A 22,200-nucleotide genomic window follows, 5' to 3' on the forward strand; every position below is an offset into this window, starting at 1 on the left:
CGAGCCTCCATGGGGTGAGTTTGCTCACCATGACGAGCCGTTTCAGCCTGACCGAATATCCAGTGAATACTCGCAGCAGATTGGAACGGTGAGTGTCCATCATGCGAGGTGTCGGAGGAACGGGCCCTTTATCCGGGATCAAGCCCCTTAGCCGGTCAAATAACAACCAAAACTATGTCATGCACTAAGCTCTAATGAGGATGGCGTTGGAGCAGATCAGATGAACTGGCGTGGGCTGTTATTGTTGTTACTGATGCTGGGATTACCGGCGCTGGCGCAAGAGCGCTTCTGGCAGCTTGAAGTCAAGGGCGGCATCGGCCCCGGCACCTCGGACTTCATCGTCACCGAACTGAATCAGGCCCAGACAGAGAAGCCCGCCTTCGTGCTGCTGACCATGGATACCCCCGGCGGCCTCTACAGCGCCACCCGCGACATCATCACCGCCATGCTCGAATCCCGCATCCCCGTGGTCGTCTATGTGTCGCCCGGTGGCGCCCGTGCAGCCTCGGCCGGCACCTATATTCTCTATGCCAGCCATGTGGCCGCCATGGCGCCCGGCACCCACCTGGGTGCAGCCACGCCGGTGCAGATAGGCGGCCCCTCTCTGCCTGGTACTCCGACCGAAAAAGACAAGGGCGAAGACGAGGGCAAGCAAGACACAGCTCCCGAAGGCACGGCCATGGAACGCAAAACTCTGAACGATGCCATCGCCTACATCCGCTCCCTGGCCCAGCTGAGGGGGCGCAATGCCGACTGGGCCGAGCTGGCGGTACGCGAGGCCGCCACCCTCACCGCCACCGAAGCGCTGGAGCAAAACGTCATCGAGCTGATAGCCGACGATATTCCGGCATTGTTGCAGTCCCTTGATGGCCGTGAACTGCTGGTGCATGGCAGCCCCTATACCTTCGCCAGCACCGGGATGCAGGGCGAACTGCGTGAGCCCGACTGGCGTCAGCGTTTCATCATCATCATCAGCAACCCCAATATCGCCTATCTGCTGATGCTGGTAGGTATGTACGGCCTCTTGCTCGAATTTTACAGTCCCGGCTTCGGGGTAGCCGGGGTTACCGGCGCCATCTGCCTGATGCTGGCCCTGCTGGCGCTGCAGATGCTGCCGTTCAGCACCGCCGGTCTGGCGCTACTGGGGCTGGGCCTGGCGTTAATGGTGGCCGAAGGGCTCTCTCCCAGTTTCGGCATTCTCGGTGGTGGTGGCCTGGTGGCCTTCGTCATCGGATCTGTGCTGCTGTTCGATACCCCGGATCAGGCGTTTCGGGTGGCCTGGCCTTTTATCGCCGCCTTCACCGTCTTTTCACTGGCCTTGATCCTGGTGGTGGTCCGGATGCTGGTCAAACAGCGCCACGCCGTTCCCGTTTCCGGGGCCATTGCCATGATAGGTGAGCAAGGCATTGCCCTGACCGCCATCGCCCCCACCGGCACCGTCATGGTTCAGGGAGAGCGATGGCAGGCCCACAGTGAAGACCCCATCGCCGCCAATCAACCCGTCGTGATACTGGCAGTGGAAGATCTTACCCTCAACGTCGCTCCGGCGAAGGAGACTCCGTCATGATAATCGATTTTCTCTACTTCCAACTGCTGATAGTGGTGCTGGTGATCATGCTGATCGCCAGCATGTTCCGGATATTGCGGGAATACGAACGGGGGGTAATCTTTCTGTTGGGGCGTTTTCACAAGATAAAGGGGCCGGGCTTCATTATCCTGATCCCCTTCGTACAGCAGATGGTGCGGGTCGATCTGCGTATCATCACCATGGACGTACCGTCACAGGATCTGATCTCGAAAGACAACGTCACGGTGCGGGTGAATGCGGTGCTCTACTTCCGGGTGCTGGATCCGCAGAAGGCCATCATCAATATCGAAAATTATCTGGAAGCCACCAGTCAGCTGGCTCAGACCACCATGAGATCCGTACTGGGTCAGCACGAGCTGGACGAGATCCTCTCGGCTCGGGACACACTGAATGCAGATTTGCAGCGTATTCTGGATCAAAGCACCGATAACTGGGGCATCAAGGTCACGGCGGTGGAGATCAAGCACGTAGATCTGGATGAATCCATGATCCGCGCCATCGCCCGTCAGGCCGAGGCCGAACGGTCTCGTCGGGCCAAGGTGATCCACGCCACCGGTGAGCTCGAAGCCTCCAAACAACTGCTGGAAGCCGCCCGTATGCTGGGCCAGCAACCGGAGGCGATACAATTGCGTTATCTGCAGACCCTGACCGAAATTACCAGCGACAACAGCAAGATCATCGTGTTTCCGCTACCGATGGAGCTGGGCAAGATACTGCAGCACATCACAGAGCCCACCGGCTCGCCGAAGGATCCCCAGTCACCTGGCGAGATAACCTGATCGGGAAATAGGCAGGCCTCTATCCGGGGCTTGCAGATGAACTGCCGCTGAATCCAGAACACCGGGCCTTCAGGCCTGGATCACCTTGCTGTAAACTCACCCGTATGTCGAATATGGAATCAGGAGTCGCTGATGCAAACCCCCGCAGCTTATGGTCAGGGTAATGTTTCATTCAACGCCGCCGGAGGCGAGTCGGGTATACGTCAACTGACGGAAGATTTTTATCGGGCCATGGATACACGTCCGGATGCCGCCTGCATCCGCGCCATGCACCCTCAGGATCTCACCGAAAGCAAGGACAAGCTCGCCCGCTTTCTGTGTGGCTGGCTGGGCGGCCCCTCCCGGTATAAGGAAAAATTCGGCCCCATCAGCATACCCCGGGCGCATGCCCTGCTGGCAATAGGCCCCGCCGAGCGGGATGCCTGGCTGGCCTGCATGGCCGAGGCCCTGAGCCAGCAGAATTATGACCCCGAATTCAAGGAGTACCTGCTACGCGCCCTGAGCGTTCCCGCCGAACGCTGTCGCACCCGAAACTGAACCCCCATAAAAAACGGACGACCCAATGGCCGCCCGTTTCTATCGACACGCTGACGGCGGATGTTATTAGCGTCCGGTATCCAGTGGTTCGAAATTTTTCACCAGCTCGTCCAGGGCCTTGAGCTGGGCCAGGAAGGGTTCGAGCTTGGCCAGCGGCAGGGCGCTGGGGCCGTCGCATTTGGCATTGGCCGGATCGGGATGCGCTTCCAGGAAGAGTCCGGCCAGGCCCGTCGCCAGACCTGCGCGTGCCAGATCCACTATCTGCTCCCGGCGACCGCCCGAGGCTGCGCCCAGCGGATCTCGGCACTGCAGTGCATGGGTCACGTCGAAGATAATGGGGGCACCACCGGTGGCCTGCTTCATCACCCCGAAGCCCAGCATGTCGACGACCAGGTTGTCGTAACCGAAGTTGGCGCCCCGTTCGCACAGCATCAGTTGATCGTTGCCGCACTCGATAAACTTGTCGACTATGTTCTTCATCTGCCCCGGGCTCAGGAACTGGGGCTTCTTGATGTTGATCACCCGGCCGGTTCTGGCCATGGCTTCCACCAGATCGGTCTGTCGTGCCAGAAAGGCCGGCAACTGAATCACGTCCGCCACCTCGGCCACCGGTGCCGCCTGACAGGGCTCGTGCAAGTCGGTGATCACCGGCACCTTGAAGGTATCCTTCACTTCCTGCAGCAATTTCATGCCCTCCTCCAGACCGGGGCCACGAAAGGAATGAATGGAGGAGCGGTTGGCCTTGTCCCAGCTGGCCTTGAACACATAGGGAATGCCGAGCTTGTCGGTCACCTTGACGTAGTGTTCACAAGCTCGCATGGCCAGATCGCGCGACTCCAATACGTTGATGCCGCCGAACAACACGAAGGGCTGGTCGTTGGCAACCGGGATATGATTGATATGAACGGTTTTCATCGCTACTCCTAGTGGAGGGTTTTGGGGCCCAGATCCAGGGCCACTATCTGGGCTTTAAGCACGTCGGCCACCGGATCTTCGGGACAGTGCTCAATGAAGAATTCAAAGTCGTCGGCGGCGAGCCGGTCGCAGTCGAGCTGCTCAAACAGAAAACCCCGATCCCGCCGCTCAAAGGGGCAGTCGGGCTTGAGCCTGAGCAACAACTGGCTACAGGCCAGGGCCTGAGAAAATTTCTTGTGATGAATAAACGACGCCTTGGTCACGTTCAGCAGTCGGATAAGAATGTCGAGCCTGTCGGCCGCCTTGAGATGATTAGGCTTCAACCGGGCCAGATTTCCCCGAGCCCCCCGCAGCAGCTGCTCTATTTCATTGCGAGACAGGGGCCGACCGGTAAAGGGATCGATAATCACATCTCCCGCCGGGGCTTTAACCCGCAACAGAAAGTGGCCGGGAAAACAAATGCCTTCGGCTCGCATACCGAAGCGTTCGCACAGGTGCAGTACCAGAATACCCAGGGTGACCGGAATGCCCCGGCGACGGCTCAGCACCCGGTTCATCAGGCAATTATCGGTGGAAAAAAAACGCTCCCAGTCCCCCATCACGCCCAGAGGGCCGTAGAGTACCGACAGCAGTTGCTGCGCCGTCGGTGGTTCTTTCTGCAGCTCTTTTTGCTGCTCTTGCTGTTGACCCGGCAAGTGTTCGGCCAGCTCTCGCTCCAGGGCAAAGAGGCTGACTTGTGCCTGATCCCGTGCCTTGAGCCCATAGAGGCTTTCCACCACGTCCAGCGCCAGCAGCATCAGACTGCGAGGCTCGTCGCTTGACCAGCCATCACTGATGTTCGTTTTCAGCATTCAGCCTCCCGGGCCACTGTGCCAGTGTTATCCGTTCCTGACCGCCATAGTCGTGCAGGGTTTCTACCGCCTGATAGCCCAGAGCCGTAAAGTCGTTGCGCACCAGGGCGCCCTGCTGCCAGCCATGCTCCAGCAGCAACCAGCCACCCGGCTCAAGATAGTCGCGAGACTGGCAAATTAAATAATGTAAGTCCGCCATGCCCTGGTGCTCCGCCACCAGCGCCGAGGCCGGCTCGAAGCGAACATCCCCCGATTGTAAATGAGGATCGGCGGCGTCGATATAGGGCGGGTTGGACAGGATCATGTCAAAACGGTGCCCGGCCAGCGGTTCGAACCAGTTGCCCAGACGCACCTCGATGGCAAGCTCCAGCCGGACGGCATTACGCCGGGCCAGCGCCACCGCCTCGGGGTTATATTCCACCGCCAGCACCGAATCGGCGGGTCGTTCGCTTTTCAGCGCCAGGGCGATGGCGCCGGTGCCAGTACCCAGATCCACCAGGGTGGCCGGCCGCACGGGTAAACGGGCCAGCGCCGCCTCTATGATGATTTCGGTATCGGGTCTGGGGATCAGGGTGGCGGAAGACACTTCCAGCGCCAGCGACCAGAATTCACGTTCGCCGGTGAGATAGGCCACCGGCTCACCGGCCTGCCGCCGGACCAGCAACGCGTGCAGCCGTTCACTCTCGGCCGCCGTCGGCTCGTATTCCGGCCAGGCCAGCAGAAAGCTGCGCGATCTGGCCAGCACATGACACAGCAGTACGTCCGCATCCAGCGCCGGAGACTCTCCCCCCGCCAGTTGCTCTCGCAGCCATTGCCGCCATTGCGCCAGAGTCATCAATGCTCCGCCAGGGAAGCCAGCAGGTCGGCCTGGTGTTCCTGCAATATAGGCTGAGTCAGCATATCGAGCTGACCTTCCAGCACTTCGTTCAGCCGATACAGGGTCAGGTTGATGCGATGATCCGACACCCGCCCCTGGGGATAGTTGTAGGTACGAATACGATCCGAACGATCACCGCTGCCCAGCAGGTTGCGGCGGGTGTTCTGCTCTTCGGCATGGCGCTTGTCCTGCTCCATCTGCGCCAGCCGCGAGTTCAGTACCGCCATCGCCTTGGCCCGGTTTTTGTGTTGCGAGCGCTCGTCCTGGCACTCCACCACCATGCCGGACGGCAGGTGGGTAATACGAATGGCCGAGTCGGTCTTGTTGACGTGCTGACCACCGGCGCCGGACGCCCGAAAGGTATCGACCTTGAGATCGGCAGGATTGATCTCGATCGCTTCGGCTTCCGGCACCTCGGGCATCACCGCCACGGTACAGGCAGAAGTATGAATGCGCCCCTGAGACTCGGTCTCGGGCACCCGTTGCACCCGGTGTCCGCCCGACTCGAACTTGAGCTGGCCGTAGACACCGGTGCCTTCAATGCGGGCAATCAGCTCCTTGAAACCGCCGTGCTCGCCCTCGTTGGCGCTGACGATCTCTACCCGCCAGCGTTGTTGCTCGGCATAACGGCTGTACATGCGAAACAGATCACCGGCGAAGATGGCGGCTTCGTCTCCGCCGGCGCCGGCACGGATTTCCAGAAAACAGTTGTTGTCGTCGTTGGGGTCCTTCGGCAGCAGCAGTATCTGCAGCTCAACACTCAGGGCCTCGATGGTATCTTTGGCGGCGTCGATTTCTTCCTGCGCCATCAGCTTCATCTCGGCGTCGTCTTCCGCCAGCATCTCCTTGGCCGAGCCCAGATCGGCCTCGGCCTGACGATAACGGCGAAAACAGCCGACCACATCTTCGAGTTGGGAATATTCACGGGTCAGGGCCCGGTATCGGTCCTGATCATTGATGACAGAGGCTTCGCCCAGCAGCGCCTGCACTTCTTCGTAACGCTCCTGCAGGCCTTCCAGTTTCTTCAGTATGGATATGTTCATGATGTCTCGCCGCTGTGGCTCAATCAGCGCTGGCCAAGCCCCAAGCTCTGGGCCAGAACGGCCAGGATTTCCTGATCGCCGTCTTTGCCCGCCTGGTTCAGCGCCTGAGTAGGAGTATGGATCAATTTGTTGGTAAGCCGGCGAGCCAGCCGCTGCATGGTTTGAGTCGCATCTTCACCCTGAGCCAGCGCCCGCAAGGCATGGGCCAGTTCCTGCCGTTGCATTTGCTCGGCCTGGCTGCGGTAATCGCGGATCAGGTTCACCGACTCCAGCGAGCGGAACCAGGCCATGAATTGATCCCGCTCATCCAGAATAATGAGTTCGGCCTGGCCGGCGGCCCGTTTGCGGCTCTCCAGATTCTGCTCGATGATGCCCTGTAAATCGTCCACCGTATACAGATAGGCGTCGTTGAGTTCATCTACCTCGGGCTCGATATCCCGCGGCACGGCAATGTCCACCAGCAGAATGGGCTGCTGGCGGCGCGCCTTGAGTGCCCGCTCCACCATGCCCTTGCCGATGATGGGCAGGGGGCTGGCGGTAGAACTTATCACTATGTCGGCCTTGGGCAGATAGTCGGGGATCTGCTCCAGGGTCATCACCTCGGCGCCGAATTCCTGCGCCAGGTTCTGGGCTCGCTCCAGGGTACGGTTGGCCACCATCATCCTGGTGACCGATTGTTCCTTGAGGTGACGCGCCACCAGCTCGACGGTTTCGCCGGCACCGACCAGCAATACCCGGGTACGGCCGAGATCCGAGAAAATGCGTTTGGCCAGGCTGACGGCAGCGAAGGCCACCGACACCGCACTGGCACCGATCTCGGTTTCGGTGCGCACCCGTTTGGCCACGGAAAACGATTTCTGAAACAGCCGTTCGAGCACGCCCTTGAGGGTGCCGACCTGATGCGACTGGCCATAGGCCTGCTTGATCTGGCCCAGGATCTGCGGCTCGCCCAGTACCAGAGAGTCCAGACCACAAGAGACCCGCATCAGATGACGCACCGCCTCTTCGCCGCTGTGCTGATACAGACAGGCGGTCAGCTCGTCTTCATCCAGTCGATGAAAGTGCTGCAGCCAGTGTCGCACCCATTCGCCGTCGCCATCCGGTTCCAGGCAGCAGTAAAGCTCGGTGCGGTTACAAGTAGACAGGATCACCGCCTCTGCAACGCCTTGGGTGTGCATCAGTTCCTGAAGTGCCCTTGGGGCAAGATCAGGTCCGAATGCCACCCGTTCGCGCAGGGCGACGGAAGCTGTCTTGTGATTAATTCCCAGTACCAACAGGTTCATGAGGGTTTTGCGCGGCTCACAGCATCTTTCGAATAGCCGGCTATTGTACGAGAAAGGCCAGGGCTTTAAAAGGCGCTGACCTTGGCCTTATACTGACGCCAAATTTCATTCCGGGATTATCCGTGCGTATTTTACTGTTCACCTTTGCTCTGTTGTGGCTGTCGGGCTGTGCCTACCAGGCTCAGGAAGCCCCCGCCGGGTCCTGGCAGGCCCAGAAAACCACCCTCACTCAATTGCAGCAATGGCAGCTGTCGGCCCGGCTCGGCATTATCACCGCCGAGGAAAGGGGCAGCCTCAGCCTGTTCTGGCGCCAGAACGGTGACGACTACCGGATGAACCTGACCAACGTGGTCGGAAAACGCGTGTTCGATCTGACTCGTCGCCAGGGGCTGGTCGTGCTTACCGACAGCGAGGGCCGGCCGCATCAGGCCAGTAATGCCCGGGAGCTGGTGTTTCGACTGACCGGGTGGGATCTGCCGGTAGAACAGCTTTCTTACTGGATAAAAGGCCTGCCGGGTGAGGCGGACCAGGTAGAATATGACACCGACGGTCGCCCCCGGACCATTGTTGCCCATGGCTGGCGGCTGCGTTATCTCGGCTATACCCGGATTGACGGACTCTGGCTACCCAGCCGCCTCGACCTGACCCACGACGACACCACACTTCGTCTGGCCATCAACCAATGGGAGCTGAAGTGATGATGGTGTTGCCGGCTCCGGCCAAGCTGAATCTTTTTCTGTATATCACCGGCCGCCGGGACGACGGTTATCATAACCTGCAGACCCTGTTTCAGTTTGTCGACCATGGTGACAGCCTGGGCTTTGCGGTGGCGCCCGATGGTGACTTGTCGCTCTCGCCCGCCCTCCCCGGCGTGTCACCGGAACAGAATCTAATAATCAAGGCCGCCCGCCTGCTGCAAACCAAGACCGGCTGTACCAGGGGGGCCCGTATCACCCTGACCAAACGCCTGCCCATGGGGGGCGGCCTGGGCGGCGGTTCCAGCGACGCCGCCACCACCCTGGTGGCCCTGAACCGGTTATGGCAACTCGGCCTGTCCACCGAACAACTGGCCCGGCTGGGGCTGACACTCGGTGCCGATGTACCTGTGTTTATCCGTGGACAGGCCGCCTTTGCCGAAGGCGTCGGCGATATTTTTACCCCCGCCACGCCTCCCGAGCCCTGGTATCTGGTGCTTCATCCCGACATCGAAGTGGCCACCGCCGCCATTTTCAACGACCCGGATCTACCCCGTAACAGCCCGGTATTAAGCCTGCAACAACGGCTGTCCTTACCCTGGGAAAACGATTGTGAAGCGCTGGTCAAAAAGCACCACCCCGAGGTTGCCAAGCTCCTTGGCTGGTTGCTAGAATACGCGCCGTCAAGAATGACGGGCACCGGGGCCTGTATTTTCGCCAGTTTTGGCAGCCGGGAGAAGGCTGAACAAACTCTGGCCAGGGCACCGGAAGGCACACACGGCTTTGTCGCAAAAGGCTGTAATATATCGCCTCTTTTCAGTGCATTACAGAAAATAGATGCCGCCAGCCCGCCATCGAACACGGCAACCTAGACAACGATTGCAGAAACCGGGGATGGGCCCTGTTTCGCTCTTGGTTTCAAGAGTCAATCGGTTGTTCAGTGTCGCCAGCAGGACGACAGAGCCCAAAGCCCACTCGCCGTCCGGGTCTTCAGGCCCGACTACCTGCCAGGCGCACTACCGACTAGAATAGAATTCTAAAACGGGCTGGATAGCGGATGTTTGTTCCGTGATAACGGGTTCACGGCCCCGTCCAGTCTCGCCACCCATGAAGCAACCCCGAGGTTTTCAACCGTGCCCGACATGAAGCTGTTTGCTGGTAATGCTACGCCGGAACTCGCCCAACGTATCGCCGACCGTCTTTTCATCAAACTGAGTGCTGCCGATGTCGGCCGTTTCAGTGATGGCGAAATCAGCGTACAAATCAACGAAAATGTACGGGGCGGAGATGTCTTCATCATCCAGTCTACCTGTGCGCCGACCAACGACAACCTGATGGAACTGATCGTGATGGTGGATGCATTGCGTCGTGCCTCCGCCGGTCGTATCACCGCGGTTATCCCCTACTTCGGCTATGCCCGTCAGGATCGTCGTGTACGCTCCTCTCGTGTGCCGATTACCGCCAAGGTAGTGGCCGACTTCCTGTCCAGCGTGGGTGTTGATCGGGTGTTGACCGTTGACCTGCATGCCGAGCAGATTCAGGGTTTCTTCGATGTACCGGTAGACAATGTCTTCGGTACCCCGGTACTGCTGGAAGACATGAAAGCCAAAAATCTGCACGATGCCGTGGTGGTTTCACCCGATATCGGTGGTGTGGTTCGCGCTCGCGCCGTGGCCAAGCTGCTGGATGAAACCGACATCGCCATCATCGACAAGCGCCGCCCACGTGCCAACGTGTCTCAGGTCATGCATCTGATCGGTGACGTTGAAGGCCGTGACTGCGTAATCGTCGACGACATGATCGACACCGGTGGCACCCTGTGCAAAGCCGCCGAAGCCCTGAAAGAGCGCGGCGCCAAACGGGTATTTGCCTATGCCACTCACGCCGTGTTCTCCGGCAATGCCGCCCAGAACATCAAGGACTCCGTCATCGATGAAGTCATCATCACCGACTCCGTGCCCCTGAGCGACGAGATGAAGGCCATCAGCAAGGTCAAGCAACTGTCTCTGTCGCCCATGCTGGCCGAAGCCATTCGTCGCATCAGCAACGAAGAATCCATCTCCGCCATGTTCGAGCAATAAGCCCGACGGCATGGAAAAAAGCCCGCTGATGCGGGCTTTTTTGTAACTGCTCTAGCTCGAGAAGAGATACCAGAGGTGACCTCCCACAACCGTGACATGCCAAGGGTGTCATGTCCGAGCCCTCAGGGATGAGTTCATGGCGTGTCGTGGGAGCCGGCTATGTTGCCTCTGGCGCTCCGCTCCAATATCTGATCAGAGACTTAATGTGATCAGTATGAGTCTACACAGCCCCCTCGCAGTCAGCCGTAAAATCGCACAAAGTAATATCCGCTGAGGCCAATGCCAAAGGCCACTATGCCCCAGGCCAGCAGCTTCGGTTTTATCCATACCAGCACTCTGGCTCCCAGCTTGCCGCCCATCAGATAGCCCAGCGCCAGCAACAAGGCTTCATGCCAGTACACCAGCCCCGACAGCGAATACACCAGTATGGTGGCGCCGCTGGCCAGCATCGACAGATACAGCTTGATGGCATGCTGCTGCAGGTTTGAGCCCAGGCGCAACTGACCGGACAGCGCCATCAGCAAAACCCCCAGGCCACCACCGAAGAAACCACCATAGAAGCTCCCCCCCAGCAACAGCGGCCATGCCCGGCGGCGCAACTGCAGCGGCCCCTCGAAACCGGAACGGCTCAACAGCTGACGTGCGTAAAGCAGGCTCACCCCCAGCAGCAGCCAGGGCACCAGATAGTTGAAATTGTCCGCATGGAACTGCACCAGCGTCAGGGCACCCAGGCCGCCGCCCAGCAGGCCTATCAGGGTCAGTGCCAGCAGAGGACCCTGACTCAGCTGGCGGCGAATGCCCCAGAAGGCGCTGACATAACCGGGCCAGGACGCCACACTGGCCGTCGCCACAGCGCCGGTACTGGGAACCCCCAGCGCCAGCAATGCCGGCAGAGTGAAAAAAAGACCGCCGCCGGCCAGGGCATTGACCACCCCGGCCAGCAGCGACCAGCCTAATAATTCGAACATGATGTTATCCCGTAGCAGAGGTGTTCTGGGTATTAAACAAACGATAATACATTCGACATTTATAAAACAATAATGATAAATATTGTAAACAATAACAATCCAACCGCCTATTATGGTGGATTGGCTCGACCGAGGTGGCCATTATTGCCGCTCTTAATTAGAATATGGCGTCATTTTAACGGCCGACTCAGCATATGCATCCTATCGAACTGATTGTCGGGCTCGCCAATCCGGGCCCCGAATACGCCCAGACCCGCCATAACGCCGGCGCCTGGTATGTGGCCGAGCTGGTCCGGCTGCACGGCGGCCAACTGAAGGAAGAAGGCAAGTTCTTCGGCTGGACCAGCCGGGTACGCATCCAGGGCAAAGATGTCCGCCTGCTGATCCCGGCCACCTTCATGAACCGCTCGGGCAAGGCGGTGGCTGCCATGGCCAACTTTTACCAGATACCGCCCGAGTCGATTCTGGTGGCCCATGACGAACTGGATCTGCCCCCGGGTACCGCCCGATTCAAGCAGGGCGGCGGCCACGGCGGTCATAATGGTCTGCGAGACACCATCAGCAGCCTGGGTAACAACAAGGATTTTTACCGGTTGCGCATCGGCATCGGTCACCCGGGCCATAAGTCCCAGGTAGCCGGATTTGTACTGACCAAGGCGCCGGCCGCCGAACACAGCCTGCTGGAAGCCGCTGTCGACGAGGCCGCTCGCTGCACCGATATTTTATTCAACGACGGCATGAACAAGGCGATGAATCGTCTGCATGCCTTTAACGCCGACTCCACCAAGTAACTTTTAGTCATCACTCTCAGGACATTCATCATGGGTTTTAAATGCGGTATCGTGGGCCTGCCCAATGTAGGCAAATCCACCCTGTTCAACGCGCTGACCAAGGCCGGCATAGAAGCCGCCAACTTTCCGTTCTGTACCATAGAGCCGAACACCGGCGTGGTGCCGGTGCCGGACAAGCGTCTGGATGCCCTGGCCGAGATTGTCAAGCCTCAGCGCATACTGGCTACCTCCATGGAATTTGTGGACATCGCCGGCCTGGTCGCCGGTGCCTCCAAGGGCGAAGGCCTGGGCAACAAGTTCCTGGCCAACATCCGTGAAACCGACGCCATCGGCCACGTGGTGCGCTGTTTCGAAGACGACAATATTGTGCATGTTGCAGGCAAAGTATCGCCCAAGGACGATATCGATGTTATCAATATCGAGCTGTCTCTGGCCGATCTGGACACCTGTGAGCGCGCCATTCACCGTAATGCCAAGAAGGCCAAAGGCGGCGACCAGGATGCCAAATTTGAAGTGGCGGTGCTGGAAAAACTGCTGCCGGCACTAGAACAGGCGAAGGTACTGCGCAGCGTCGAGCTGACCAAAGAAGAAAAAGCGGCCATCGACTACCTGAACTTCCTCACCATCAAGCCCACCATGTACATTGCCAATGTCAATGACGACGGTTTCGAGGACAACCCTTACCTGGCCCAGGTAATGGAAATTGCCGCCGCCGAAAACGCCATCGTGGTACCGGTGTGTGCCGCCATGGAATCCGAGATTGCCGAGCTGGATGCGGAAGAAGCCGCCGAGTTCATGGCCGATCTGGGTCTGGAAGAGCCGGGCCTGAACCGGGTGATCCGCGCCGGTTACGAGCTGCTCAACCTGCAGACCTACTTCACTGCCGGTGTGAAGGAAGTGCGCGCCTGGACCATCCCCGTGGGTGCCACCGCTCCCCAGGCGGCCGGTAAAATCCACACCGACTTCGAAAAAGGCTTTATCCGCGCCCAGACTATCGCCTATAACGACTTCATCGCCTACAAGGGCGAGCAGGGCGCCAAGGAAGCGGGCAAGCAGCGTGCCGAAGGCAAAGACTATATCGTTAAAGACGGCGATATCATGAACTTCCTGTTCAACGTCTAGACGCCGCCAGCACAAGAGCACGTAACTGCCTGCCCGCACACCTGTAGGCGACAGGCGAACAAAGAGGCCGGATCTCATCATCCGGCCTTTTTTGTGTAACCCCCCCCCCCCCCGCTGTTTACCCTTACACCGCTATGGCTAGTTTCTGTCCAAACGATTAGGAAGGTCATTTTTTTCGGGAGAAAACGGTTGACGCTTTCGGCCCGGGTACGCATAATGCGCCCCGTTCGGTGACGAGACGTCATCAACAAGAAAGCAATGGCTATGTAGCTCAGTTGGTTAGAGCACATCACTCATAATGATGGGGTCGCAGGTTCGAATCCCGCCATAGCCACCATTGCTGGGGTATCGCCAAGCGGTAAGGCAGCGGGTTTTGATCTCGCCATTCCCAGGTTCGAATCCTGGTACCCCAGCCATTTTAAAATGTGCTGGTATATGTTAAAAATACGGGCACATGCTGTTGGGGTATCGCCAAGCGGTAAGGCAGCGGGTTTTGATCTCGCCATTCCCAGGTTCGAATCCTGGTACCCCAGCCATTTTCAGGCTGTTTTGAATAACTTCGAATCATGCTGAATATCGGGGAAAACCCGATGCTGATGTGGCTATGTAGCTCAGTTGGTTAGAGCACATCACTCATAATGATGGGGTCGCAGGTTCGAATCCCGCCATAGCCACCACTCTTTGCGGGAGTGGCGAAATTGGTAGACGCACTAGATTTAGGTTCTAGCGCCGCAAGGTGTGCGAGTTCAAGTCTCGCCTCCCGCACCATTTAAGAAAATTGGGGTATCGCCAAGCGGTAAGGCAGCGGGTTTTGATCTCGCCATTCCCAGGTTCGAATCCTGGTACCCCAGCCATATTAAAAAACCAGCCTTATGGCTGGTTTTTTGCTTTCCGGGAATTGGGACTGGAATCTCCCTTTGAACATTGGGATTCGCTTCGCTCATCCCAACCTACCGCACTAATAAAGGCAGCACCGTGTCCGGTAGCGCCATCAGCTCGTCTTAAAGCTTACGGCTGCTTCACAGCCCCATGGCGTACTTCATCACCCGGGTTTTCAGCGGACCGCTGTGCTCGGCGGCTTTCAGCCCCAGGTTGCGCAACAGCTTGAGCGGCAACAGATCGTTGCTGAAGGTGTGATAACACAGATCCATCGCCGACTGCATCAGCAGATTGTCGGGCCGGCGCCGGCGCTGATAGCGCTGCAATCGCTCGGCGGCGGCGATGTCCAGGCCCGCCTCTACGCCCTGATGAATCAGCTCGCTCAGTGCCGCCACGTCCTTGAAGCCCAGGTTGACCCCCTGCCCCGCCAGCGGATTGATGGTATGAGCCGCATCCCCCAGCAATACCACGGTGCCTTTCACATAGTCGTTGGCATGACGTCGGCGCAGCGGGAAATGTCCCTTGCTCAGCACCTTGAAATTGCCCAGCCGGGCCGGAAAATGAGTGACAATCTGTTCAGCCAGCGATTCGTCATCCAGCGCCACCAGCTCCTTGATCCGCGCCTTTTGGTCATACCACACCAGGGATCCCTGCCGCTGCCCCAACGGCAGAAAGGCCCGCGGACCGGCGGGGAAAAACTGCTGCCAGGTGGTGTCCGGCTCCAGCCCGTCAGCGTCTATGCCGATCAGCATGCAGTGCTGGGCATAGTCCCAGGACGAAATACCGATACCGGCCAGCTGACGGGTACGAGACTCGGCGCCGTCACAGGCCAGCACCAGCCGCGCCTGCAGCCGCTGCCCGCCCTCCAGGCTCAGCTCGGCGCCGAACGCGGTTTGAGTCAGGCCTGTCAGCCCATTGGGGCAATCCAGTACCACGTTATGCCACCGGGCCAGCGCCTGCCACAGTCCTAGCTGTATGATGCGGTTTTCGATCATGTAGCCCAGGTACTCGCACTCCAGCTCCCGGGCCTCGAAATGGGTGCTGAACCCCTGCCATTCGCAGGCTTCCAGCCGCCGGTAAGGCCAGGCGCGCATGGCGACGATGGCTTCCCAGGCACCCGCCTGTTGCAGCAGGTGCACCGAGGTCGCACTGATGGCCGACACCCGTAAATCCGGCATCTGTTCGGACGCAAAGGCCGCCGGTGCTTTTGCTTCGATGACGCGAATACTCAGGCCGGTCGGGGCCAGCAGGGCCGCAGCCAGAGCCCCGACCATGCCGCCGCCGATGATGGCAATATCACAATGTTCCATATGCTAACCTCGCGATTTTTCGACTATTCTACCGTAAAAAGTGCGGTAACCCGGAGGGAATCTGCCCTCGCTGTCACCGGGTTGCGGCTGGATATTATCTGGTCACTGCCGGCAGAAAAGAGTAGAATCCCCGGTCCTGAAACATGTCCCTTGCCGTAATCCAAAGAGAGCCATGAGCAAAAAACTTCATATCAAAACCTGGGGCTGTCAGATGAATGAATACGATTCATCCAAGATGGCCGATCTGTTGGACGCCACTCACGGCTACCAGCTCACCGACGATGCCGAGCAGGCCGATGTGCTGCTGCTCAACACCTGCTCCATCCGCGAAAAAGCGCAAGAGAAGGTGTTCCATCAGCTGGGCCGCTGGCGTCCGCTGAAGGTCGCCAACCCCAAGCTGGTGATCGGTGTTGGCGGCTGCGTCGCCTCCCAGGAAGGTGATGCCATTCGCGCCCGTGCTCCCTTTGTCGATATCGTGTTCGGTCCCCAGACCCTGCACCGGCTGCCGGCGATGATCAAATCGGTGCTCGAAGGCAACGGCGCCCAGGTGGATGTGGCCTTTCCGGAAATCGAAAAATTCGACAGCCTGCCCGAACCCCGTGCAGACGGTGCCACCGCTTTCGTGTCCATCATGGAAGGCTGCTCCAAATACTGCTCTTTCTGCGTGGTGCCCTACACCCGTGGCGAAGAAGTCAGCCGGCCGATGGACGACGTGCTCTACGAAATCGCCCAGTTGGCCGATCAGGGCGTGCGCGAGGTCAACCTGTTGGGCCAGAACGTCAACGGCTATCGCGGTGAGACCCATGACGGTGAAATTTGCAGCTTTGCCGAGCTGTTGCGTCTGGTCGCCTCCATCGATGGCATCGACCGCGTGCGCTACACCACCAGCCACCCCATCGAGTTCACCGACGATATCATAGAGGTATACAAGGATACGCCCGAGCTGGTCAGCTTCCTGCATTTGCCGGTACAGAGCGGCTCGGATCGTATTCTGACCCTGATGAAGCGACCGCATACCGCACTGGAATACAAGTCCAAGATCCGCAAGCTCTGGCTGGCGCGTCCCGACATCACCATCAGCTCCGACTTCATCATCGGTTTCCCCGGCGAAGACGCCGACGACTTCGAAAAAACCATGAAGCTGATTGAAGATATCGGTTTCGACATGAGCTTCAGCTTTATCTTCAGTGCCCGCCCAGGCACGCCGGCCGCCGATCTGCCGGACGATGTGCCACTGGACGAGAAAAAGGCACGGCTCTATCGCCTGCAGACGGTAATCAACAACCAGGCCCAGTTGATCAGCCGGCAGATGCTGGGCTCGACCCAGCGCATCCTGGTGGAAGGTCCCTCCAAGCTGGATCCCATGGAGCTGCGCGGTCGTACCGAAAACAACCGCGTCGTCAACTTCACCGGTCCCCATACCCTGATCGGCGGCTTCGCCGACGTGGAGATCACCGAAGTCATGCCCCACAGCCTGCGCGGCAAGTTCCTGCATGGCGAGAATGAAATGGGTCTGCGGGTACAGGTATCGCCCAAGAGCATTCTGGCACGCCGCCCGGACGGCGTGGCCGACGAAGTCGGTGTGGCCACCTTTACCCCTTGAATCAAGCGGTAAGCCTTAAGCTATAAGCTGCAAGCCGGAAATCACGAGGAAATCATCAACAAAGGGTGCCAGCACCCAGGAGTGATGATAACGTCAACCTGGTATTTCCGGCTCATCTACATACGGAGTTATCTTGACAGCACAAGTCACCACCCTGGAACTTGAACTTCAGCCGGCCGATGGCCCGCGCCTGGCCAGCCTCTGTGGCCCCTTCGACGACAATATCAAACAGCTGGAACGCCGTCTGGGGTTGGAAATCAACTATCACAACCAACACTTCAAGCTGGTGGGTCCGGCCAGCCTGGTCAAGGTCGGTGGTGAGCTGCTCACACAACTTTATGTCGACACCCAGCCAGTGCGCGGCCAGTCGGTGCCCGATATCACCCCCGAGCAGGTACATCTGGCCATCAAGGGCAGCCGGGCGCTGGAGCAGGGCGAAGCACCCGGCGAAGGCTACCAGTACGGCAAGGAAGTAGTGATCAAGACCAAACGCGGCCTGATCAAGCCCCGCACCCCCAATCAGGCCCATTACGTGGCACATATCCTCAGCCACGACATCACCTTCGGCATAGGCCCGGCCGGTACCGGCAAGACCTATCTGGCGGTGGCGGCGGCAGTCGATGCACTGGAGCGGCAGGAAGTACGCCGCATTCTGCTGACCCGTCCGGCAGTAGAGGCTGGTGAAAAACTGGGCTTTCTGCCCGGTGATCTGAGCCAGAAGGTCGACCCCTATCTGCGCCCCCTGTACGACGCCCTGTTCGAGATGCTGGGCTTCGAGCGTGTCGAGAAGCTGATCGAACGCAACGTGATTGAAGTGGCACCGCTGGCCTATATGCGCGGCCGTACCCTGAACGATGCCTTTATCATTCTCGATGAAAGCCAGAACACCACGGTCGAGCAGATGAAGATGTTCCTGACCCGTATCGGCTTCAACTCCCGGGCGGTGATCACCGGTGACATCACCCAGATAGATCTGCCGCGCAACGCCAAGTCCGGCCTGCGCCATGCGATTGAAGTGCTGACCGGCGTCGATGGCCTTTCGTTCAACTTCTTCCGCGCCGAAGACGTGGTGCGCCATCCGGTAGTGGCGCGTATCGTGCGGGCCTATGAAGCCTTCGAGGATCAGCTCAAGCGTGAACAACACCCGGACGAGAAAGCATCATGATCCTGTATCTGGATCTGCAAACGGCCTGTCATGACGCGCCGGGACTGCCGAATGAGCAGCAACTGGAAAGCTGGCTCAAGGCCGTACTGACCGGTGAGCGCGAAGAAACCGAAATCACGGTGCGGCTGGTCGACGAAGCCGAGAGCCAGGAGCTTAACCGGGACTACAGAGGCAAGGACAAGTCCACCAATGTGCTGTCCTTTCCGTTCGAAGCCCCTCCCGGCATCGAACTCCCGCTGCTGGGCGATTTGGTGATCTGTCGCCAGGTGGTTGAGCGGGAAGCGGCCGAGCAGCACAAGCCGTTGCTGGATCATTGGGCACACATGGTGATACACGGCTGCTTGCATTTACTTGGTTTCGACCATATTAAAGATGATGAAGCCGAAATCATGGAAGCCAGAGAAATAGCCATTCTGGCAGAATTCGGTATTGCCAACCCCTATCAAGACGATGAAGGTTAAACAAGGTCAATGAGCGACGATAATTCGAACTCAGAAAACGGTTCGTCCACCAAGAAAAACTGGTTTGAGAAGCTGGGCCAGCTTTTTCAGGGCGAACCGAAGAATCGTGAAGAACTGGTTGAAGTGATCATGGAAGCGACTCAGCGCGAGCTGATCGACCAGGACACCAAGGACATGATCGAAGGGGTGCTGGAAGTCAGCGAGCTACGCGTACGGGACATCATGATCCCCCGCTCCCAGATGGTGACGGTAGAAAAGTCCCAGCCCGTTTCTTCCTTCCTGCCGATGATCATCGAGTCTACCCATTCCCGCTTTCCCGTGGTCAACGAAGACAAGGATCATATAGAGGGCATATTGCTGGCCAAGGATCTGCTGCAGTACGGCTTTACTCTCACCGACGAAGCATTCTCCATCGACAAGGTGCTGCGCCCCGCCGTGGTGGTCCCGGAAAGCAAGCGACTCGACAAGCTGCTCAAGGAATTTCGCCAACAACGCTACCACATGGCCATTGTGGTAGACGAGTTCGGCGGTGTATCCGGCCTGGTAACCATAGAGGATATTCTGGAACTGATCGTCGGCGACATCGAAGACGAATATGACGCGGAAGCCAGCGCCGAAATCCGTCAGATTACGTCGCGCGTCTATGCGGTGGCGGCACTGACCGACATCGAAGATTTCAACGAGTTCTTTCATAGCGACTTCAGCGATGAAGAAGCCGACACCGTCGGTGGTCTGGTGATGCACGCCTTCGGTCATCTCCCCGCCAAGGGCGAACAGGTCGAGCTCAACGGCTTCGTGTTCAAGGTGGCCCACGCCGACCGTCGACGTTTGCTGCAGTTACAGGTTAAGATACCGAACAATCAGGAAACCTCCACTTCGGAAGCCATATAACAGTGCGCCATTATCTGCCTGCTCTCGGGGCCCTGCTTAGCGGGGCCCTCGGCGTTTTAGCCTTCAGCCCCTTCGACTACTGGCCACTGGCGCTGGTGTCGCTGTACGGTCTTTATGCCGTTACCCAGAACCTTGGCCCCGTGACCGCCGCCAAACGCGGCTTTGTCTGGGCCATGGGACTCTATCTGCCGGGTTTGTGGTGGATCCACAACAGCATGACCATTTTCGGCGGCATTCCCCTGGTCATCGCCTTTGTGCTGGTCGCCCTGCTGGCCGCCTACCTCAGCCTCTATACCGCCGCCGCCGTCTGGCTGGCACAACGACTGGTGCCTTCACCCCGATGGCGAGCCCTGCTGGTGCTGCCGGCCCTGCTGGTGCTGGCCGACTGGCTGCGCGGCTGGGTACTGACCGGTTTTCCCTGGTTGTGGTTCGGCTACAGCCAGCTGGAAGGCCCCCTTGCCGGGTTGGCACCGGTACTGGGAGTGCAGGGCATCAGCTGGCTACTGACCTTTTCGGCGGCGGCGTTATGGCTGTTGCTGCGCCGTCAGTCCACCTGGTGGCCGGGTCTGGCGGCGCTGCTGTTATGGGGCGCCGCCTTCGGCGCCGGTTTCATACAATGGGTGACCCCCACCCAGAGCAGCCGTTTCGCCCTGGTACAAGGCAATATAGAACAATCGCTGAAATGGATTCCGGGGCAGCTGGAGCTGAGTCTGGAGCGCTATATCGGCCTGACCCTGCCCGAGCGGGATGCTGATGTGGTGATCTGGCCCGAATCGGCACTGCCGGCTTCCGAGCAACGTCTGGCCCCCTGGCTGGAGCAGGTGGATCAGCTGATGCGCGAACGCGGGCAGAGCCTGATCACCGGTACCGTGTCCCGTCCCGATACCGATGAGGTTTATAATGCCGTTATCACCCTGGGTCGCAACGCCATTCCCTACCAATCCGAACACAGTAACCGCTATTACAAGCAGCAACTGGTTCCGGTAGGCGAATTTGTGCCCTTCGGCAGCCTGCTGCGGCCACTGGCGCCCTTCTTCGACCTGCCGATGTCGTCCTTCTCGCGCGGCGAGGCCGGCCAGCCGGATCTCAACGCCGCCGGCCGTCACCTCAGTGTGGCCATCTGTTATGAAGTGGCCTTTCCCGGGCTGGTACGGAATAACATGAAGCCCGACACCGATTACCTGCTGACCCTGTCCAACGACACCTGGTTTGGTCAATCCATCGGCCCCTGGCAGCACCAGCAGATTGCCCGCATGCGCGCCCTTGAGTTGGGTAGACCGCTGATCCGCGCCACCAACAACGGCGTCACCCTGGTCACCGATGAAAAGGGCCGCATTACCGACAGCCTGCCCCAGTTCGAAGCCGACGTATTGCGTACCGAGGTCACCGGCATGACAGGGCTCACACCCTATGCCCGCTTCGGCAGCACACCGTTACTGATATGGCTGTTGATCAGTGCCGCCCTGGCGATAACACTGGGCCGACGGCAACACAGATGGCGCCAGCAGAAGCAGGCCGCAAAAGAAAACCTGAGGGCAAAAGCGAGAAGCTGAACCCCTTTCTATTAGTCACACATCCAGAGTAGAAGAACAGCTTGGTTTTGTAGCTTGATATGTTTTTCCTTCGGCCAAAGGGCCAGCTCCGCCGACGCGCCGTGGGACCGACCGCTCGCTGTTTCAACCTGCTGCGAACATGCACCGGATGTTCACAGCAGACTGAAGCGGTGAGTGCCATTTATCTGCAGCCTGTCGCAGGAGGCAGCCCTGTTGCCTCTTTTATCCCCTCCCTTCACCTCTCACCGTGTCTCAAGGCTCCAGCGGCCGGCGGATAAAAGTCTCGTGGTTGCATTCCAGACAGGTAGTCAGTACCTCTGGATGGGTTACTTCGTGGGAGTGGGCGCACAGGGTACAGTCATACAGGCCCGGACCCACCACTTCTCCGGCCCGGTATTCACCGTGATGTTCCAGCTCGCTGGACAGCTCCTGCCATTCAAGCTGGCTCTTGTCGGTGATGTCGGCCAGCCAGCCCCACACGGTTTCCTTGATCCGGCGGTAGAAGAGGCTGTCGCGAAACGCATCGCCGCTGTCTTCCATCTCGGCCAGATCCCGCTTCACGTACTGGGCAATCAGTGCCAGCTCGTCTTTGGTCAGATCGCCGGCCGCTTCCATATAGGCCTGGGTGGTTTCCACCATTTCCCTGATGCTGGTGTCTTCGGTTTGCTGCCAGCGGCGATGCAATTCTTCGACGAAGGCGTCATAGCCTTTTTTGTGTTTTTGTTCGTTATTGTCCATCTTCCCCCCTTGGATACCGAGCCCTGGCGGTGCGGCTATTGTTGCCCTCCCCCCCCTGGGGTATTCTATG

General features: G+C 58.9%; 21 protein-coding genes and 6 tRNA genes. 19 read left to right on the forward strand and 8 right to left on the reverse strand.

Annotation, left to right across the window (positions count from 1 at the left end; genetic code table 11):
• The first annotated feature begins 220 nt into the window (after positions 1 to 220).
• From ACLEIV_RS14885 to ACLEIV_RS14895, 3 genes are all read left to right on the forward strand, one after another.
• A complete protein-coding gene (locus ACLEIV_RS14885; protein ID WP_410457420.1) occupies positions 221 to 1,567 on the forward strand; it encodes an NfeD family protein in 1,347 nt (448 codons plus the stop codon).
• Positions 1,564 to 2,367 carry a slipin family protein gene (locus ACLEIV_RS14890; RefSeq protein WP_410457421.1) on the forward strand — a complete coding sequence of 268 codons (804 nt, stop codon included), beginning with the start codon at positions 1,564 to 1,566 and terminating at the stop codon, positions 2,365 to 2,367. Before ACLEIV_RS14885 ends, ACLEIV_RS14890 begins: the two co-directional genes overlap by 4 nt.
• A gap of 132 nt (positions 2,368 to 2,499) precedes the next feature.
• Entirely contained in the window at positions 2,500 to 2,904 is a 405-nt protein-coding gene (locus tag ACLEIV_RS14895) for a group II truncated hemoglobin (protein WP_410457422.1), read from the forward strand.
• A gap of 66 nt (positions 2,905 to 2,970) precedes the next feature.
• Here ACLEIV_RS14895 and kdsA read toward each other — a convergent pair whose 3' ends face one another.
• From kdsA to hemA, 5 genes are read right to left on the reverse strand one after another with little or no spacing between them, the layout of a single operon-like run.
• Positions 2,971 to 3,819: a 3-deoxy-8-phosphooctulonate synthase gene (kdsA, locus tag ACLEIV_RS14900; RefSeq protein ID WP_410457423.1), complete on the reverse strand. Its 849-nt coding sequence runs from the start codon at positions 3,817 to 3,819 to the stop codon at positions 2,971 to 2,973.
• Positions 3,820 to 3,827: 8 nt separating this feature from the next.
• A complete protein-coding gene (locus ACLEIV_RS14905; RefSeq protein WP_410457424.1) occupies positions 3,828 to 4,670 on the reverse strand; it encodes a SirB1 family protein in 843 nt (280 codons plus the stop codon).
• Positions 4,648 to 5,505, reverse strand: coding sequence for a peptide chain release factor N(5)-glutamine methyltransferase (prmC, locus tag ACLEIV_RS14910; protein ID WP_410457425.1), 858 nt, complete (start codon positions 5,503 to 5,505; stop codon positions 4,648 to 4,650). Before prmC ends, ACLEIV_RS14905 begins: the two co-directional genes overlap by 23 nt.
• Positions 5,505 to 6,590: a peptide chain release factor 1 gene (gene prfA, locus ACLEIV_RS14915; RefSeq protein WP_410457426.1), complete on the reverse strand. Its 1,086-nt coding sequence runs from the start codon at positions 6,588 to 6,590 to the stop codon at positions 5,505 to 5,507. The genes prmC and prfA overlap by 1 nt, the downstream gene beginning before the upstream one ends.
• Positions 6,591 to 6,613: 23 nt before the next feature.
• Complete coding sequence (gene hemA, locus ACLEIV_RS14920; protein ID WP_410457427.1) at positions 6,614 to 7,873, reverse strand: glutamyl-tRNA reductase; 1,260 nt, start codon at positions 7,871 to 7,873, stop codon at positions 6,614 to 6,616.
• Between the two features lie 122 nt (positions 7,874 to 7,995).
• Between hemA and lolB the strand changes: the two genes are divergently transcribed.
• The 3 genes from lolB to ACLEIV_RS14935 all read left to right on the forward strand — a co-directional run bounded on the left by lolB (position 7,996) and on the right by ACLEIV_RS14935 (position 10,649).
• On the forward strand, positions 7,996 to 8,571 hold the full coding sequence (gene lolB, locus ACLEIV_RS14925) for a lipoprotein insertase outer membrane protein LolB (RefSeq protein WP_410457428.1): 576 nt from the start codon (positions 7,996 to 7,998) through the stop codon (positions 8,569 to 8,571).
• Positions 8,571 to 9,440, forward strand: a complete 870-nt coding sequence (gene ispE, locus ACLEIV_RS14930; RefSeq protein ID WP_410457429.1) for a 4-(cytidine 5'-diphospho)-2-C-methyl-D-erythritol kinase — start codon at positions 8,571 to 8,573, stop codon at positions 9,438 to 9,440. Before lolB ends, ispE begins: the two co-directional genes overlap by 1 nt.
• Before the next feature lie 261 nt (positions 9,441 to 9,701).
• Entirely contained in the window at positions 9,702 to 10,649 is a 948-nt protein-coding gene (locus tag ACLEIV_RS14935) for a ribose-phosphate diphosphokinase (protein WP_204796848.1), read from the forward strand.
• A gap of 239 nt (positions 10,650 to 10,888) precedes the next feature.
• Here ACLEIV_RS14935 and ACLEIV_RS14940 read toward each other — a convergent pair whose 3' ends face one another.
• Positions 10,889 to 11,617 carry a TSUP family transporter gene (locus tag ACLEIV_RS14940; RefSeq protein WP_410457430.1) on the reverse strand — a complete coding sequence of 243 codons (729 nt, stop codon included), beginning with the start codon at positions 11,615 to 11,617 and terminating at the stop codon, positions 10,889 to 10,891.
• Positions 11,618 to 11,811: 194 nt separating this feature from the next.
• Between ACLEIV_RS14940 and pth the strand changes: the two genes are divergently transcribed.
• The 8 genes from pth (at position 11,812) to ACLEIV_RS14980 (ending at position 14,384) form a co-directional block, all read left to right on the forward strand.
• Positions 11,812 to 12,408 (forward strand): aminoacyl-tRNA hydrolase, encoded by a 597-nt coding sequence (gene pth / locus ACLEIV_RS14945; RefSeq protein WP_410457431.1) that lies wholly within the window; start codon positions 11,812 to 11,814, stop codon positions 12,406 to 12,408.
• A 30-nt stretch (positions 12,409 to 12,438) separates the two neighbouring features.
• A complete protein-coding gene (ychF, locus tag ACLEIV_RS14950; RefSeq protein WP_410457432.1) occupies positions 12,439 to 13,530 on the forward strand; it encodes a redox-regulated ATPase YchF in 1,092 nt (363 codons plus the stop codon).
• A gap of 260 nt (positions 13,531 to 13,790) precedes the next feature.
• Positions 13,791 to 13,867, forward strand: a tRNA-Met gene (locus ACLEIV_RS14955).
• 4 nt (positions 13,868 to 13,871) lie between these two features.
• A tRNA-Gln gene (locus ACLEIV_RS14960) sits at positions 13,872 to 13,946 on the forward strand.
• 45 nt (positions 13,947 to 13,991) lie between these two features.
• A tRNA-Gln gene (locus ACLEIV_RS14965) sits at positions 13,992 to 14,066 on the forward strand.
• Between the two features lie 64 nt (positions 14,067 to 14,130).
• A tRNA-Met gene (locus ACLEIV_RS14970) sits at positions 14,131 to 14,207 on the forward strand.
• A gap of 6 nt (positions 14,208 to 14,213) precedes the next feature.
• Positions 14,214 to 14,298: transfer RNA gene (locus ACLEIV_RS14975), tRNA-Leu, on the forward strand.
• A gap of 11 nt (positions 14,299 to 14,309) precedes the next feature.
• Positions 14,310 to 14,384, forward strand: a tRNA-Gln gene (locus ACLEIV_RS14980).
• A gap of 165 nt (positions 14,385 to 14,549) precedes the next feature.
• Here the strand turns inward: ACLEIV_RS14980 and ACLEIV_RS14985 are convergent.
• Positions 14,550 to 15,719, reverse strand: a complete 1,170-nt coding sequence (locus ACLEIV_RS14985) for an FAD-dependent monooxygenase (protein ID WP_410457433.1) — start codon at positions 15,717 to 15,719, stop codon at positions 14,550 to 14,552.
• A gap of 172 nt (positions 15,720 to 15,891) precedes the next feature.
• Here ACLEIV_RS14985 and miaB point away from each other — a divergent pair, with 172 nt between their 5' ends.
• The 5 genes from miaB (at position 15,892) to lnt (ending at position 21,392) form a co-directional block, all read left to right on the forward strand.
• On the forward strand, positions 15,892 to 17,322 hold the full coding sequence (gene miaB, locus ACLEIV_RS14990) for a tRNA (N6-isopentenyl adenosine(37)-C2)-methylthiotransferase MiaB (RefSeq protein ID WP_410457434.1): 1,431 nt from the start codon (positions 15,892 to 15,894) through the stop codon (positions 17,320 to 17,322).
• A 133-nt stretch (positions 17,323 to 17,455) separates the two neighbouring features.
• Positions 17,456 to 18,487, forward strand: coding sequence for a PhoH family protein (locus tag ACLEIV_RS14995; protein WP_410457435.1), 1,032 nt, complete (start codon positions 17,456 to 17,458; stop codon positions 18,485 to 18,487).
• Positions 18,484 to 18,948 (forward strand): rRNA maturation RNase YbeY, encoded by a 465-nt coding sequence (gene ybeY, locus ACLEIV_RS15000; RefSeq protein ID WP_410457436.1) that lies wholly within the window; start codon positions 18,484 to 18,486, stop codon positions 18,946 to 18,948. The genes ACLEIV_RS14995 and ybeY overlap by 4 nt, the downstream gene beginning before the upstream one ends.
• A 9-nt stretch (positions 18,949 to 18,957) precedes the next feature.
• Positions 18,958 to 19,839 (forward strand): CNNM family magnesium/cobalt transport protein CorC, encoded by an 882-nt coding sequence (gene corC / locus ACLEIV_RS15005; RefSeq protein WP_410457437.1) that lies wholly within the window; start codon positions 18,958 to 18,960, stop codon positions 19,837 to 19,839.
• Positions 19,840 to 19,841: 2 nt separating this feature from the next.
• The gene (lnt, locus tag ACLEIV_RS15010) at positions 19,842 to 21,392 is read left to right on the forward strand and encodes an apolipoprotein N-acyltransferase (RefSeq protein ID WP_410457438.1); all 1,551 of its coding nucleotides are present in this window, start codon (positions 19,842 to 19,844) and stop codon (positions 21,390 to 21,392) included.
• A gap of 252 nt (positions 21,393 to 21,644) precedes the next feature.
• Here lnt and ACLEIV_RS15015 read toward each other — a convergent pair whose 3' ends face one another.
• On the reverse strand, positions 21,645 to 22,130 hold the full coding sequence (locus tag ACLEIV_RS15015) for a zinc ribbon-containing protein (RefSeq protein WP_410457439.1): 486 nt from the start codon (positions 22,128 to 22,130) through the stop codon (positions 21,645 to 21,647).
• Positions 22,131 to 22,200: the final 70 nt, after the last annotated feature.

Origin of the sequence: Oceanisphaera submarina (assembly GCF_046521305.1) — a bacterium.
GTDB lineage: Bacteria > Pseudomonadota > Gammaproteobacteria > Enterobacterales > Aeromonadaceae > Oceanimonas > Oceanimonas submarina.

Excerpts from the sequence above, each read along its gene's own strand:
- ACLEIV_RS14885 (WP_410457420.1), top strand. The coding sequence starts at position 221 with ATGAACTGGCGTGGGCTGTTATTGTTGTTACTGATGCTGGGATTACCG.
- ACLEIV_RS14890 (WP_410457421.1), top strand. The coding sequence starts at position 1,564 with ATGATAATCGATTTTCTCTACTTCCAACTGCTGATAGTGGTGCTGGTG.
- ACLEIV_RS14895 (WP_410457422.1), top strand. The coding sequence starts at position 2,500 with ATGCAAACCCCCGCAGCTTATGGTCAGGGTAATGTTTCATTCAACGCC.
- kdsA (WP_410457423.1), bottom strand. The coding sequence starts at position 3,819 with ATGAAAACCGTTCATATCAATCATATCCCGGTTGCCAACGACCAGCCC.
- ACLEIV_RS14905 (WP_410457424.1), bottom strand. The coding sequence starts at position 4,670 with ATGCTGAAAACGAACATCAGTGATGGCTGGTCAAGCGACGAGCCTCGC.
- prmC (WP_410457425.1), bottom strand. The coding sequence starts at position 5,505 with ATGACTCTGGCGCAATGGCGGCAATGGCTGCGAGAGCAACTGGCGGGG.
- prfA (WP_410457426.1), bottom strand. The coding sequence starts at position 6,590 with ATGAACATATCCATACTGAAGAAACTGGAAGGCCTGCAGGAGCGTTAC.
- hemA (WP_410457427.1), bottom strand. The coding sequence starts at position 7,873 with ATGAACCTGTTGGTACTGGGAATTAATCACAAGACAGCTTCCGTCGCC.
- ispE (WP_410457429.1), top strand. The coding sequence starts at position 8,571 with ATGATGGTGTTGCCGGCTCCGGCCAAGCTGAATCTTTTTCTGTATATC.
- ACLEIV_RS14940 (WP_410457430.1), bottom strand. The coding sequence starts at position 11,617 with ATGTTCGAATTATTAGGCTGGTCGCTGCTGGCCGGGGTGGTCAATGCC.
- pth (WP_410457431.1), top strand. The coding sequence starts at position 11,812 with ATGCATCCTATCGAACTGATTGTCGGGCTCGCCAATCCGGGCCCCGAA.
- ychF (WP_410457432.1), top strand. The coding sequence starts at position 12,439 with ATGGGTTTTAAATGCGGTATCGTGGGCCTGCCCAATGTAGGCAAATCC.
- ACLEIV_RS14985 (WP_410457433.1), bottom strand. The coding sequence starts at position 15,719 with ATGGAACATTGTGATATTGCCATCATCGGCGGCGGCATGGTCGGGGCT.
- miaB (WP_410457434.1), top strand. The coding sequence starts at position 15,892 with ATGAGCAAAAAACTTCATATCAAAACCTGGGGCTGTCAGATGAATGAA.
- ybeY (WP_410457436.1), top strand. The coding sequence starts at position 18,484 with ATGATCCTGTATCTGGATCTGCAAACGGCCTGTCATGACGCGCCGGGA.
- corC (WP_410457437.1), top strand. The coding sequence starts at position 18,958 with ATGAGCGACGATAATTCGAACTCAGAAAACGGTTCGTCCACCAAGAAA.
- ACLEIV_RS15015 (WP_410457439.1), bottom strand. The coding sequence starts at position 22,130 with ATGGACAATAACGAACAAAAACACAAAAAAGGCTATGACGCCTTCGTC.